The organism is Pseudomonas sp. PA1(2017) (genome assembly GCF_001945375.1).
Lineage (GTDB): Bacteria > Pseudomonadota > Gammaproteobacteria > Pseudomonadales > Pseudomonadaceae > Aquipseudomonas.
On record NZ_MSXU01000009.1, the window covers coordinates 933,992 to 949,663 of the forward strand.

Annotated in this window: 4 protein-coding genes; all 4 read right to left on the reverse strand. The window is 58.2% G+C overall.

Annotated elements, in window-relative coordinates; all coding sequences use genetic code 11:
- Window positions 1-4: 4 nt before the first annotated feature.
- Window positions 5-6,292, reverse strand: a complete 6,288-nt coding sequence (locus BVH01_RS11425; protein ID WP_139317820.1) for an Ig-like domain-containing protein — start codon at window positions 6,290-6,292, stop codon at window positions 5-7.
- A gap of 24 nt (window positions 6,293-6,316) precedes the next feature.
- Window positions 6,317-13,192 (reverse strand): thrombospondin type 3 repeat-containing protein, encoded by a 6,876-nt coding sequence (locus BVH01_RS11430; RefSeq protein WP_168177267.1) that lies wholly within the window; start codon window positions 13,190-13,192, stop codon window positions 6,317-6,319.
- Between the two features lie 645 nt (window positions 13,193-13,837).
- On the reverse strand, window positions 13,838-14,704 hold the full coding sequence (locus BVH01_RS11435; protein ID WP_139317822.1) for a peptidyl-prolyl cis-trans isomerase: 867 nt from the start codon (window positions 14,702-14,704) through the stop codon (window positions 13,838-13,840).
- A complete protein-coding gene (locus tag BVH01_RS11440) occupies window positions 14,691-15,581 on the reverse strand; it encodes a peptidylprolyl isomerase (RefSeq protein ID WP_075930424.1) in 891 nt (296 codons plus the stop codon). Before BVH01_RS11440 ends, BVH01_RS11435 begins: the two co-directional genes overlap by 14 nt.
- Window positions 15,582-15,672 lie beyond the last annotated feature (91 nt).

Here is a 15,672-nt window from a genome sequence, read left to right on the forward strand (position 1 = left end):
ATCGTTACTCCCCGATGTTTTTAACAATATTGATGAAGTCTTTGATGTCCAACTGGTCTGCGTAGGTAACCAGGTACTCTTCAAAATAACTTTTGGTATCACGCAAAGATACCGAGAGTTTCACTATTGCCTGACATTCCCTCGCCGTAACCTTGGCCGACTGCGCGAAGTTCTGTTTGTAAAAGCCTGTTGCATCTCCCAAGCCTCTGGGCAAGGCACAGAACGCCTTCTGCGCAATAGCCTCATCGGCTTTGGTCGGGGATTTAGAAGACGTAGGCGTCTGCTTAAAGTCCTGGAAATACCAGAAAAACGCACTATTACCCTGGTGTTTCAGAACCTGACCATCCTGGCCGACGATGAGGCCGAGATTATTAGTATTAACCAATTTCTGGTTCAAGCGCAGGTCATGGAAAAACTGCCGGTAATAGCCACGCGCCTCATCATTGGTATCGTCAGCATTACCGGACTTGTTGACGTCACTATCGAACCAGCTCGCGCTGAACGGCCCTGCCAGAGACTTAAGCTCCACCCACTGCTCCTTGGTTTTATCCCCATCGGGGGCCAGCACAATATCAATCCGACGCTTATAGGATTGGTCCGAATCCCTTGCCGGCCCCACCCCCGGAAGATCTGCCAATCGGTATGCCTGACGCACCTCATCAATACCCACGATCTGCATTTTTGGAGCTGGACCATAGTTAGCCTTAATCTGGTAGCCCATCATCTGCACCAGCTGGAATATCGCACCGTGCTGCTTATACGCGAACCCAGAAATAAGATCGGCCAGCAAGCTCGCGAACTTGGATTTATCGATATTTAGTCTGCCTGCCGCTTGCTCCTCGGACAGATAGAGCACGGCAAACAACACCACCTCCCGGCGAACCCGCCAGTTCTTACTGCTGGTAAAGAAGTGGCGAATCTTCGCCGCGCCCAATGCCATCGCACCATTGAGGAAGGTGCCATCGGTCATCAGTTTTTTGACCGCGGCGCCTTCATTCTTCATTTCCTTCAGCACTTCCTTGAGAGCGGGGGTGAACTCTTTTGGATTTTTGATCGACTTGCTCAGGCGCCGCAGCGCCTTAGTCAGGTCAGCCGCCACTTTCTGCCGAGGCGTCAGCGCATAGGCATAAGGCACCAGACCGCTGTTATTGACCAGCCAGGAAGCATTCTTCGGCACCATGATCGAGGCGGTCTCTTCGCCAAAACCACCGGCATCCTGCGCCAGCTGAGAGAGGTAATCCACCCACACCCAGAGGTCGTCCTCACTCTGGATGGCGTTCATCATGAAACTGAATGACTCTTCGTCCTGATACAGCTCGACCCCTAACAGAATAAATGGCAATAGCTGTTCTAGGCGCTTGGTATTGCCGGACAGCCCGCCCTTTACCGAACTGCCGATAGCGCCGGCGAAATGCTTGATACCGGGAAATTTCTTCAGCGCTGCAACCATTTTTTTCGCTGGAGCAAGGAATGGTTTGATCGGTTTTGCTACGGGAATGACAGTAGCTGCACCGATTGCGGCAAAGGCCAGGGTTCCAGCGTCAAAACGGGGATCGTCATTGCTCCAATAGATCAGTTGCTCACCAATAGTGATGAAGTCCTCATACGGAATAAGCAGCCCGACGCCTTCCTTGGCCGTCTCCCACACCGTGTCCCATGTCCAGGCATAGGCACTCGGAATTAGACGGGAAACGGGGTTACTCAGTTGATACTGACTGATTGGCATATCAGCTGGTGGCGAAGCATCCATCATCTGCCCCGCCAGTTCAGCAAAACCGTTGCGGGTTAGCAGGCTGATGAAGTTGCGCTCCTGGCCACTGACTACAGCAACACGCAGTTGCTTGAGCTGACTACCCACCACTCGTTTGCCCAGATTACCCAGGCTGCTGACCTCCAGCTTGTTAGCACCTGCCTGCAAGCTGGCGGTGCTACTGCCATTGGCGAAGCTGATCAGCGGTGCACTGTTCCAGTCGAACATCTTTACGCTACGAATATGGGCAGCCAGGCCGCCGACGACAAGACCGGAGCCTACGCTGTCAGGAGCGCCGGTATAAGCCGTTCGGGCCGTACGGCCGTCTACATATAGCTCGATCTGCCCCTGCCACATACGCACCGCCACACGGTGCCAGGCATCAACCGCGACACCATCGAGCGCCACCGAGAACTCGCCCTCGGTGGTTCGAGCTGTGTACACCATCCGGTCGCCTTGATAGGCCAAATGGTGTGTACCATTCACGTCAAGGACATCGCCGGAAGCACTGGGTTTGATGTCCAAACGCACGCCTAAACCATCGCCCAGCTCCAGCAGTGCCGAATTGGCCACGGTGGCTCGACCGCCGGCGGTGAACGCTGAACTGCGGCCCCCGCCTAGCGGATGGTCCCGCACGATTTCGGCACTACTGACTACCGCGCTAGCGCCTCCGACTTCGTCGGTAAAGATATTTTTGCCATCAGTGCCCATATCAAGGCTGCTCATCTGCAATGACAGCAGCGGTTCCAGGTTAGGGTCGGACATATCGCCGATCTGCACGCGGCCGCCATCTTGCGAAGCAACCTGCAGGCTGCCACTGACCTCATAGGCCGCCTGCACCGACACGCCGTAATTGTCATAGGTCACCACGCCAGGCTCCGCGACATCCGCTACCAGCATGGCGTCCTGCGCCTCGATGGAGCGATTACTGCCGGAAACCACCTTGAAATTGAGCTCCGCACTGGCGATGTAGCCAACTTGGGCGCGCCAAATATCATCACTGGCGTTCAGACCCGCTACGAAAGTGGATTTGGCTACCCCGGCCGAGTCGGTAAGTTGATAAGGCGTCTGCATTACCCCGTGACCGGCATCGAACACCACCGGGACACCCACCGCCGGCTGACCGTTGGCACGCTTGACCTTGGCAGTCAGCGTAACGCTCTCACCTTTCTCCGGCTGAGACTTGCTGGCGATCAGCTCAATGGTGGCGCCTTTGATCGACATATCCATTTCGGTGCTAGCGACCCCGGATGTAATCACGGCCTTGGTGCTTGAGGTATCCAGTTCGCCGCCGGTCACCACAATAAAGGCTTTACCATCCACGGTTTCCAACTGGCGCTCGACGATTCGCGTGCTATCGGCCATTTCGAAAGCAACAGGAGTGCCGTCCTCCACCAAGTTGTTGTACTTGTCGTAAACCTTGACATCAATGCGCGCTTGCCCCTGTTCCAGCGCTTCAACCTGCCCAGTCAGCGAAGCGACAATACGATTGGGTTCGCCCGCAGTGACCTGGACGGTTTTCCAACTGGTTTTGCTACCGGGATTGTCGAGCATCTCGACGAATATCTTGGTTGAGGCGCCCTTCTGGGTCGGCATGCTCAGGGTGTTATCAAACACCCCGAAATCTGTGCTGGTTTGCGACGCGTTGGCAAGTGTCCCCGCCCCTTGCAGTGACCACCTGATGGTTACCGGTTTTTTCCTGTCCGGATCGCGACTTGAATACCCCAGCAAGGTGGCCTTTAAGTTCAGTTGGGGATCGTCGGCGCTGAGCAGATATGAGCTGGCGGTCTCTTCCTTGAAACCGATATTGGTCGACTCCAGCGCCAAGGTTTCAAAAGCGAACTCCCACAACACATTGCCCACATCGTTGTTGGTATACAGCCGCAGCGATAGGAAATCATCGGCGTCAAGCTTGCCCAGTTGACCAATGTCTTCGAACTTAATGGTTTGGCCTTTACCAATCGTAGCCTTTACCTCCTCCTGCCCAAACGCCAGCACTATCTCACGCTCACCCCTATCGCTCCAGGTTTCCAGAGTTTCGAAGGACGACTTGATAAAGTCGTAGATGAAACTGACATAGCGATCACTACTAACGATCGTCGGAGTTTTGTTGCTGTAGATATCCGTATTAACGCCCTCGGCATCCTCGCGGCGGATTTCCTTGACGTTGAGGTCGTAGAGGCTGAACTGCATCTCCGGCCGGTACTGCCAGCTATACCTTGGTTCCGGTTTCTTCAGGTTCAGTTCGGGGTGTTCCTTGTCTGCCTTGCGGTAGGCCTGGCGGGAGATCTCACTGGTCTCTTCATCATGCAAAGGCACCAGCACTGGCACATAGTGTGTAGGACGGTACTTAAGGATTCCTTTGCCCGCCCCTTCAGATGAGAAATCTGGGTTTCGATTTTCCGGCTGCCCCGCTACCTGCAGGTACAAATGCTGCTTGGCCAGTACCTTCTCTGGCAGTTGGATAACCTGCACCTGCTGGCCCGGCTTGATCTTGAACTGTGAGAGGCTGTTGGCTCCTACAGGGGCCAGCTGATTGGCTGCAACGATCTTTGCAAGGCGCCCGGTATAGCCGTAGTCCGCCAGCTCTTCCGGCAGAGGGCTACCATCGGCGTCGCGCCAATCGCTGTAGATGGCGATGCTGATATCGCTGCCGAGCCCTGCCCCTTCATTACCGATGAGCTGTTTCTTCTCATCGCCCTTGGTCATGCCGGATTCGATCTTGCTTTTCCGCTCGGCCCAGATTTTCAGATTCGGTGGCCCCATCTGAATCTGTTGGCTGTTGAGGTTGATCAGGTTGCCGCTGAGGCTGGATTGCAGCTGAAAGGTTTTGCTGCCGATGTAACCGGTCGGCCGGTTGATGGCGATGATGCGAACTTGCTCGCCGGCTTTCAGGTGGTTGGCGGTACGCTTCTGGAATTCTTCCTTGAAGCCGCCGGCGCTCTGCCATTTGGTGAAGTTGGCTTCGCCAGTGCGGCCTGCAACGGAATAGAAGTTTTCCGCGGAGCCACGTAGCTGAATGGTGAAGCGAAACGCGCCCTGCCCGTCATCGACGCCCGAATAGGTCTTGTACAATTCGTTCTCGTGCAGCCCTCGGCGCTCTGCTACCAGTTGGCCGTTGGACTCGCGAAACACGTAGATATCGGTGTCAGTGAGATCTTTAGTGGTCATGCTTTCCAGGAGGCCGCGATCCTTGAAGTCCGCAGCGGTATCGATCAGCCGCGTGAAGTCCGGCGCCGTTTCTTCGCTGTTGGTGGGCGCGCTGTCATAGCGGCTGGACAGGTAGATGCCTTGTAGCTCTGCCTCTTCCACGCTGGTGATGACGAAAACCTCTTTGGGCTTGCCTTCGACCTGCTTGGTGACTTTCTTGCCCGGCACCACGAATTCCGGCTTCTCATCCCCGTCGAAGTCATACTTCTCTTGCAGGGTGCGCGCCCTGTCGGATGTCTCGGCGCTGTAGGCGGTTGAGTCGCCAACCTTGGCACCTTTTACAGTCGCTGCGCCGTCGATCACCATCAGGTCAACCGGAAAGTCCATGGGCCGCTTGATCGGCGTGGCTGCAGTTGCGATGACCATCGCCGCACTCAGGCTGTAGACGCCAAGGCCGTTACAGACGTCGTAGTCCTGGCGGATCATGTAATACGGCATGTACGAGCCGCCACGCGGATTGAAACGCTTGTATTGCAGCTCCAGAAAAGCCGGCGTGGTGTATTCGAAGACAAAGCCTGGGCACGATGGCAGGAAGTAATTCATGCTGTACTTGCCGTTGCTGTCGGTAACCCCGTAGCCTCCGGGGATGTAACCACCCAGCGTGACCCCCACTCCTGCCATTGGCCCATATATCTGGGCATCTCGGTCGCGGGACATGGTGTCGGAAACCTGACCATCCTTGCCAAAGAAGCCGACACGAAAGCCGATGGCGTTGGCGGTCTGCGCGAGGATGTCGCCTTCCTTCGAAAGCAGCAGGGACTTGCTCGCGGAATCGGGGGTAACGCCGTCTTTCACCGGTAACTGCAGCAGGACGAGGTCCTTGCCGTCGATAGTAAACAGCTCCTTTTCCGCACGCACGATTACGGTGAGCATGCCTTCATCGAGGCTGGGCTTGATGATTGTTTCGCCAGTGACGGTCTTGAAGGTTTTGCCTCGGTAGGCCGCAGCAGTCAGCACTTCACCGTTCGGGTAGCGCTCGAGGGTGTCGCTCTTGCGCTTGAGTAATGCGCGATAGGTGTCGCCAGACATGACCTGGGCACGTTCGTACGCCCCCACCGCTTCGCCAATTTCGCGAGCTTCTTTGCCGCTACTGTCGTACTCCACATACACCGGGCGTCCCGACGGTCCAGGCACGAGGGTTCGGGTATAAACAGCTCCGTGCTTGTAATACGTCTGCGGCACATATAGCCCAGGAATCATGCCCAGGCTAAAAAACGCCTGTGCCGTAACTGCCCACCCGCCGAGCACCACCCCGAATAACAGGCCCAGCAACGATACCTTGCGCACTGCGCAACGCGAACGCGGGGAAGTCGACATACGCAACATATCCATCTGTCAGTGATTCCTTGAGCCGCCTCAGCGGCTCTTACTCAAACGGTAGAGCTCAGCTTGCAGCTGACGCAGGTTCATCTTTCCTTCGGCGTAAGCCTGGAGCACGGGCTGGGCCTCGATACCGGCCAGCGCGAAGCCGAACAGATCGAGGTTGCCGGGCTCCAGCAGCCCTTTACTGCGGATGCGCAGGTTGTCGATCTGTCCGGCGCCCACCGGCACTACGCGCCCAGCAGTCCGGTCGAGACCGACCATGACAACGTAGGCGCCGTTCTCCGGCAGGTAGTCATGACTGTCGGCCAGTTTCAGGGCGGCAATGTCGACGTTGATCGGGCCTCGCACGTTGACGCCTGCCGGTTGCAGGGCGTACATCCAGAACGGCATCGCCATGGGGTCAACTGGGTATGGCAGCTCACTGAACTGCAGCATCTGCGCATGCAGGTCGCCGTCCTGGCGGCCGTCAGCGAACTCCAGCGTGGCGCTGCCGAGATCAAGCTTCAGCTCACCGCCGAGCAAGCTCAACTGGCTCCCGCCCTTCACGGGAACGTAGGGCAAGGTGGTGTTGAGTTGAGCCAGCGGCAATTGGCCAATCTCGTTAAGCACGCCGCCTTGAACGGTGATATTACGGCTGTCGCTGCCGTAACCTCTTGTCCCCTGGCCCGGATTCAGCGACAGGCGATAGCGGCCGGTAGGAATGTTCTGCTCAGCGCTGTCACCGAAGCCGAAGTTGAAAGCACCGTCCTGGTTTGTCTGCGTACTGCGACTGAGTTCATCGATACGTACCTGGACGCCCGCGACCGGCTGCTGCAGCTGATCCATCACTACACCGCTGATGAACGTCGGCAGCGGCCGGACGCGGTAGCGGATGCGTGCCAGATCCTGACCATCGTATGTCACGTCTACCGACACTTCGGCGTTGTAGGCCAGGTCTTTCTCTGGGTAGAAGGCCACGACCTGACTGCCGGGCAGCTCAGCCAGATTGCCAACTACTGGCTGGTGATCGAAGTTGACGTCAACCAGCTGGTAACCCTGCGCCTGCAGCTCGCTGGTGCCGAGACCGTCGCGGTCCTCGTAGGTTTTGCCATGGGCGCTCTGGTGGACTTCGAGCTTCAGCTTGCTGATATCGATGGCCTGGTTGAAGTACAGGCTGATGAAGTCGTTGGGGTTGGCCGCACGCTCGCCACTGGCCGGTTCGATACGCTCGATGGCCACCGGCACCTGCTCGGGAGTGACCACAGTGATGCTGCGGCTGCTCTGCGCCACTACTTGCCCACTGCTGTTTTGCAGCACGGCCAGCAGGCGGTATTGGCCGGCTTGCGCGGGCACCAGCAGGTTGGTGCTCTTGAGTGTGGTGTCGCCAGTCAAAGCGGCATCGGCCAGGGTGTCGCCGTTGGTGGAGAGCAGCAACGCACGCGGGTAGAGCTGGCCGCTAAGGTCTTCGATACGGGCGGCCACTTGCAGGCTGATGAGCTCACCGAGATTCAGCAACTCAGTGCCTTCCGTGGGAATTACCCAATTGATGGCCGCCTGGCTGCTCAACTCCAGGCTGTAGGCTTGGCGGGTCTGGTTGCCAGCCTGGTCACGGGCTTCGAGACTCAGCTCGACGCTTTTGCCCAGCGGTAGACTGAGGCTCGTGGCGAAGCGGAATTCGCCAGCCGTAGCGCCCGGTTGCAGGGTTACATCGCTGCCGTTGATCTGGAAGCTGCCTGGGTTGGCTTCACGGAGCGTACCTCTGACCGGATATGGCTGCTCGCTCACCCGGTTCTCAGCTGGCAGTTCGACCAGCGGTGCATCCAGCTGAATCACAGGTGCGGTCTGATCGAGATTCCAACTCAAACGCTGGCGGGTTTCCTGGCCGCTGCGATCGCGGGCCAACAGCTCAACGCTGTATGCAGATTGGCCGACTGGAACGCCAAGCGTCTCCTTGAGATCCAGTAGCTGGGTGCCGGATTCACGCAGTACCAGGTTGCGGCCATTGAGGCTGACGCTTTCCAGCCCGGCCTCGGCGTACACCTGGCCACGCAGGACGAAGCCATTGCCAGGCAGCAGGCTGCCATTGGCCGGCGTGAGGCTGTCGAAACGTGGCGGCTTGAAGGTGGTTTGTTCCGGCTGATAGATGACCTGTACGGTGCGCTGCGTGCTGCGCTGGTCGATCCAGCCCTGGACAGTGAGGGCGTTGGGGCCAACCTGCAGGTTTACCGGTGCCGATTGAAAGGCAAACTCGGTCACCTGGCTAGTCGCGCTCAATGTCGTCGTCTGCCCGTTGACCAGTACCTCCATGCGTTGCGCGGGCTTGTCACTGCGCAGCATGCCGCGTACGACCACGGCAGCGTCTTTGACGGTGGCGCCGGCCACTGGGTAGGCGATGGTCAGACCGATATCGCTGGCTGCGGTAACGCGCTCGACATTGCGCATCAGGCTGGCCTGATTGCCTACCTTGTCGTAGGCGGTCAGGGTCAGTTTGTTGAGGCCTTCGAGTAGCGGCACGCTGGCACTCCAGCTGGTGCCTTGCAGGGTGACGGCAAAGCGGCTGCTGGCGAAGCGGTCGGAGGCTACCTCCAGACGAGCCACTCCCACGCCGGCATCGCTGACGCTACCGCGAAGGGTAATGCTGTCTTCGCTAACGCTGACGTTGTCGGCGCCTTCGATGGTCAGCTCCGGCGGTACACGATCCGGGAAACTGGTCGCGTCGTCGGGGTTGGTGCCAGCAGCGATTTCATCATCGTTACTAACACCATCGCCATCGCGGTCAGTGTCTTTGTTATCGCCGATGCCATCACCGTCCAGATCCTTCCACTCAGTCGGGTCGAGTGGGAAGGCATCCTGCTCGTTGGCAACGCCGTCGCCATCGATATCGTTATCCAGACTGTCCGGGATGCCGTCCTTGTCCAAGTCCGGCGGTACGCTGTTCTTGTCGTCCGGATTGGTACCGACCTGGGTTTCGTAGTCGTTGGAAATACCATCACCGTCGCGGTCCGGATCGGCGTTATCGCCGATGCCATCACCGTCGAGGTCTTTCCATTCTTTTGGGTCGCGCGGAAAGGCGTCGACATCGTTGGCTACGCCATCACCGTCGATATCGTTATCCAGGCTGTCCGGGATGCCGTCGTTGTCCAAATCCGGCGGCACGCTACTGGCGTCATCCGGGTTAGTGCCGACCTGCACTTCGTAGTCGTTGGAAATGCCGTCGCCATCCCGATCAGCGTCCTTGTTGTCACCGATGCCGTCTCCATCCAGATCCTTCCATTCAGTAGAATCATCAGGGAACGCATCTGCGTCGTTGGCAATACCATCGCCATCACGGTCGCTATCCAGGCTATCGGGGATGCCGTCCTTGTCGAGGTCTGCCGGCACACTGTCTTTGTCGTCTGGATCGGTGCCGACCTGAATCTCGTAATCGTTGGAGATGCCATCGCCGTCGCGGTCGGTGTCCTTGTTGTCACCGACCCCGTCGCCATCGAGGTCTTTCCACTCGGTCGCGTCATCCGGGAACGCATCGACGTCATTGGCTACGCCGTCCCCATCACGATCGTCATCAAGGCTATCGGGAATACCGTCCTTATCGAGGTCTGCCGGCACGCTGCTCTTGTCGTCCGGGTCGGTGCCGACCTGAATCTCGTAGTCGTTGGAGATTCCATCACCGTCTCGGTCGGTGTCCTTGTTATCACCAATGCCGTCGCCATCAAGATCCTTCCATTCGGTCGGGTCATCCGGCAACGCGTCCTGGGCGTTAGGCACTCCGTCGCCATCTCGGTCATCGTCCAGGGCATCAGGAATACCGTCTTTATCCAAGTCCGCGGGCACGCTGTTCTTGTCGTCCGGGTTGGTCCCCAACTGGACTTCGTAGTCGTTGGAAATGCCGTCGCCGTCACGATCGGTGTCCTTGTTGTCACCAATGCCGTCGCCATCGAGGTCGCGCCATTCGCTCGGGTCATCCGGAAACGCGTCGTCGACATTGAGCACGCCATCGCCATCACGATCGTTATCCAGGCTGTCTGGAATACCATCGTGATCCATATCCGGCGGCACACTTGCTTTGTCATTCGGGTCGGTGCCGACCTGAATCTCATAATCGTTGGAAATGCCGTCGCCATCGCGATCTGGGTCGGCGTTGTCTCCGATACCGTCGCCGTCGAGGTCCTTCGATTCGCTCGGGTCATTCGGGAAGGCATCGATCTCGTTAGGCACGCCGTCGCCATCGATATCACTATCGAGGCTGTCGGGGATACCGTCCTTGTCGAGGTCTGCCGGTACGCTGTTCTTGTCATCCGGATCAGTACCGACCTGGATTTCATAATCGTTAGAGATGCCATCGCCATCGCGATCGGTATCGGCGTTGTCGCCAATACCGTCACCGTCTAGGTCCTTGCTTTCAGCCGGATCATCCGGGAAGGCATCCTGCTCATTAAGCACACCATCGCCGTCGCGATCATCGTCCAGGGTGTCGGGAATGCCGTCCTTGTCCAGATCCGCAGGCACACTGTTCTTGTCGTCCGGGTCGGTGCCGACCTGAATTTCGTACTCATTCGAGATGCCGTCGCCATCGCGATCGGTATCGGCGTTGTCGCCTATACCGTCACCGTCCAGATCCTTGCTCTCGGCTGGATCATCCGGGAAGGCATCCTGCTCGTTAGGTACACCGTCGCCGTCGCGGTCATCGTCCAAGGTGTCGGGAATGCCGTCCTTGTCCAGATCCGCAGGCACGCTGTTCTTGTCGTCAGGATCGGTGCCAACCTGAATCTCGTAGTCGTTGGAGATACCGTCGCCATCGCGGTCAGCATCTTTATTGTCACCGATGCCATCTCCATCGAGATCACGACTCTCACTTGGGTCATCAGGGAAGGCATCCTGATCATTGGGTACACCGTCGCCGTCGCGATCATCGTCCAGGGCGTCAGGAATGCCGTCCCTGTCCAGGTCAGCGGGCACGCTGTTCCTGTCGTCAGGATTGGTACCGACCTGGATTTCGTACTCATTGGAAATTCCATCGCCGTCGCGATCCGGGTCGGCGTTATCACCGACTCCGTCGCCATCCAGGTCGCGCCACTCGGCAGGGTCATCGGGAAACGCATCCTTGTCGTTGTCCACCCCGTCACCATCACGGTCGAAGTCCAAGGCATCTGGAATGCCGTCGCGATCCATATCAGGCGGCACGCTGTTCTTGTCGTTGGGGTCGGTACCTAACTGTTCTTCATAGGCGTTGGAGATGCCGTCCCCATCGCGATCCAGATCAGCGTTATCGCCGATGCCGTCGCCATCCATATCGCGGCTTTCGCTTGGGTCACGGGGGAAGGCATCCTGTTCGTTGGGCACGCCGTCGCCGTCGATGTCATCGTCCAATGCATCTGGAACACCGTCTTTGTCCAGGTCGGCAGGCACACTGTTCTTGTCGTCCGGGTTAGTGCCCAGTTGAACTTCGATGTCATTGGAAATGCCGTCGCCGTCGCGGTCCGGGTCCGCGTTATCACCGACACCGTCACCGTCAAGGTCTTTCCATTCGTTTGGATCGTCCGGGAAAGCGTCCTGGTCGTTGGCTACACCATCACCATCGCGATCGCTGTCCAGTGCATCTGGTATGCCGTCCTTGTCCATATCCGGCGGTACGCTATTGGGATCGTCCGGATTGGTACCAACCTGCTCCTCGTACTCGTTGGAAATACCGTCGCCGTCGCGATCCGGGTCAGTGTTGTCACCGATGCCATCACCGTCCAAATCGCAAAGCAGGCCGAAGTCGACCTTACTCAACTGCGATGCGTTGTGAGTCGCACGCGCAAGCGTATCGAGGGTAACGTTGCTCCCCACGGCAGCACCGTAAAGACGCGAGGCATACTGCTGAGTGATATTGCCTTTGGCGTAGACAAAACCAGCCAGGGTGGAGTTGGAGCCTAGGACTACATTGCCTTCAGCCAATACCAGAAGCCGCGAGGCATCACCCGGCTTCTCGTAGGCTGTGGCGTTCATCATCGCCTGCCATGGCAACTCAAGATTGCCACGTACGTGCAAACGCACGGTACCGGTGCCGATCGGAACGATCTTCGCTTCACTGCCCAGTGTGAGACGGTCAATCCAGTAATCGCCAGAACTCAACTCGAGAGTAGCCCGGTACCCCAACTCCAATTCCTTGAGCAGGTACTCGCCAGCAACGCTGAAGCGTGCCTTGGCAGTGCCGCCGAGGACGAGCCGTTGCCACTCTTTGCGGCTCCCATCCAGATTGAGGTTGCCTGCAAAGCCGACCTCCTGCTTGAACGAGCTGCTGGTGTTGCGAAAGGCCTGCAACGAAGGAACAGGCGCGGGAGTAAAGCTCGCCTGGCAGTCCCGGGTACCACAACTGCGCAAACTGGACGCAAAGCCATTGTCTACCCGTCTGGTAGCTAGATAGGCTGAAGGGGCATCACGTAACTGTGCATTCAAGGCAAAGCTGATGCGGCCCGAAGTGCCGTGGGTTTGCAGGCCCCCAGCAAAAGCGGCAACACAGAGGTTTGGCTGCTGGGCCGGCGGCGCCACTGCTGGGATGCTCTTGGCATCCAGCGGATTGCTGCCAGCAATGCGCTCGCGCTCGTCGTCGTAGCCGTCGCCATCGGTGTCGTCGTCGAACAGATCGAGGATCCCGTCGCCGTCCAGATCACCGCGTTCCCGGCACTGGTTGTTCCAGCTGGCGCTATTGATCGCGGCCATACGGGTTTCTACCCGGGCAGCACTGCCAATCTCAGCACTCCGGGCATTGACGGCCCCGGTCAGGCGAGCGGCAAAAGCCGAACTGTACGCACCCTCGGCATACACCAAACCATTGATGACGCTAGCCGACTCCTGGGAAAGGTTGCCGCGTACGAACAGCTGTAGTCCTTCAGGACGACCGTTGCCGTTGTCCCCTGCATTGATTGCAGCCTGATACGGCAAACTCAAGGCACTGCCCACCATAACTTGGGCAGTACCGCTGGCTACGCGGAGTTGAGAGTTGCTTGCCATATCAAGCCGGCCGATCCAGTAGCGACCTGGCGCTAGGGTTACTCTTGCGCCATAACCTAGGGTCAGGCGCTCAATGTAATAAGCCTGGTGGCGAGGGTTGAAACTGAGAGTGGATGCGCTTTCCAACTCGATGGCACGGTATCGGTTGACCTCATTACCACCGACTTCGCCATTACCCAGATAGCCCAGACGCAGATCGTGCTGGCCATTGATAGCGGGGAATTTCAAGCTGCCTAGATCCGCCGCGGCTACGCCGCTTGCGGTGCAATTCTGGCCGCCACAACTGGGCGAGCCGAACGCATTCTGTACCCGCAGGGTAACGAGTGCCGGACTTGGGCTGTCCGTCAGTTGGCTTGCCCACTGAAAGGTAATACCACCATTGCCGTGGGTTTGCAGGCCAGAGCTGAACACTGCCTGGCAGGACTCGGCCGCCTGTGCCACACCCGCAATCAGGCACAGCAGCCCTATAAGCAGCCGCTCGCCCGCGTGCTTGCCCACCCGCATCCCCATAATGTTCGCCCCAGCCCTGCCGTCGTCCCTGATTGTTGCCGGCTAAATGCGCGGCCCTGGTCTTGCACCCGTCTAACGCGAGCTGTACTGCACTTCCACTGCCTTCAACGCTTCGCCGCTCAGGTTTTTAACCACCTGTTTGAGCGCTTGGGGGGCCAGTTTTTCACGAATAGTCCCGCTCACTTCCGACAGCGGTTTGGCTGGTAGCTGATGTTCGCCGGTGACACGTACCAGCATCAGTTGGCCGTCTACGTACAGCGGAGCAATGTTGCCAGCGGAGGTCGGCTCTACCAGGCTGCGCAGCGGCTGTTCCAGCATTTCCAGCTTCAGGCGACTCTGCCGGTACTGCAAAGGCTTGCCTGCTTGGCGCCAGTCGGCCACCAGCTTTTGCCAGTCCTTACCTTGGACCTGCGAGCTGCTAAGCAAGGTGATCAGCTCAGCGCGTTGCGCCGGCTCGAGCTCCTGATCGCTGGCAATGATCTCGAAGCTTTTCTCTACACCACCGCCGAACTCGTCCTGATGTCGGCTGTAGTAATCAGCAACCTGCTCCGCGGTAACCGGCTCAGGGTCGGCATGCGCCTCCAGGTAGTGCCGCACCAGCAACTCCTCCCGATAGGCCTGGGCTTTCAGGTCCAGCTGTTGAAGCTCACTGGCATCAAGTTCACGTTCAGCCAGTAGCGCCATAGCCCGGCTGCTCACCAAGCTTTCAAGAATCTTGCGCTCAACCTCGTCGTTGGCGAACAACGGCGCTGACTCACCGAGCGTTCGCTCGATGGCCAACTCCAACTGCGCCCGAGTAATTGGTGTCTCGTCGACCGTCACCAGCGTGGCCGAAGGCTCCACTGGCACGTCGTTCAGCGCTTGCTTGCTGTCGTCCTTGCAACCTACCAGTAGCACCGCAAGCGCCAAGGCAGCCCCGGCAAACTTAACTGGCTGCACGGTTATCACCTGGCTTCTCAGCGTTGTCGGCGTCGACCTTGGCTGCAGCCTCAGGCTGATCTTTCTTCTCGATCTTCGCTGCCGCCTTGAGGCGTTCCAGTTCGGCCGCTTTGGCTTCCTGGCGCAAGCGGTAGCGAATATCGCCAGCCACGCTTTCGAACGGCTGCTTGATCACCTGCGGGCCTTCGAGCACCTTGACGATATGGAAGCCGAATGGCGTGACGATAGGCTCGGACAACTCCCCTGCTTTCATGGCGAAAATGCGGGTACTGAAGGCTGGATCGATCGCGCCTTCCTGCAGCCAACCGAGGTCGCCGCCATGCTGGGCGGAGAGCTGATCTTCCGAGTACTCCTTGGCAAGAGCCGTGAAGTCTTCCTGGGAATTGGCCTTGGTATAGATAGCGCTGGCCTTGGTCAGCAACGCCTGACGCTCGGTTTCACTCAGGCCAGGGTTGGTGCGTACCAGGATGTGAGCGACATGAATCTTCTTGGCCTGGAATTGGTCAGGGTTGGTCGCGTAGTAGTTACGTACTGCCTCGTCGGTTACCCGTTCCTTGAGGAATTCTTCGAAATAGCGACCGATCAGCATCTGCTTACGGAACTCGGCGACCTCGGCCTCCACTTGTTCCGCAGGAAGCAGCTTCTGCTCCTCAATCTGCCCGGCTAGGCCTTCGCGCTCCAGATAATCATCCAGTTCGCGATTCACCAACTGCGTATTCTGGGTGGGCACGCGCTTGAACTTGAGGTAGGCGTCGAACTGAGCCTGGGTGACGGGCTGGCCGTTCACTTCGGCGATGGAATCGGAATTCGAGTCGCAGCCGGTCAAGATCACGGTCAGTACGGAAGTCGCAAGGACTAGACGCTGGAGCTGCTTCATTCATTCACCCTGGTTGGTAGATTTAATTCCGTTTATTGCGGTGTGCGATATACAGGTACGCCGAGCTCACCGGAGTGAACTATTTCACAAA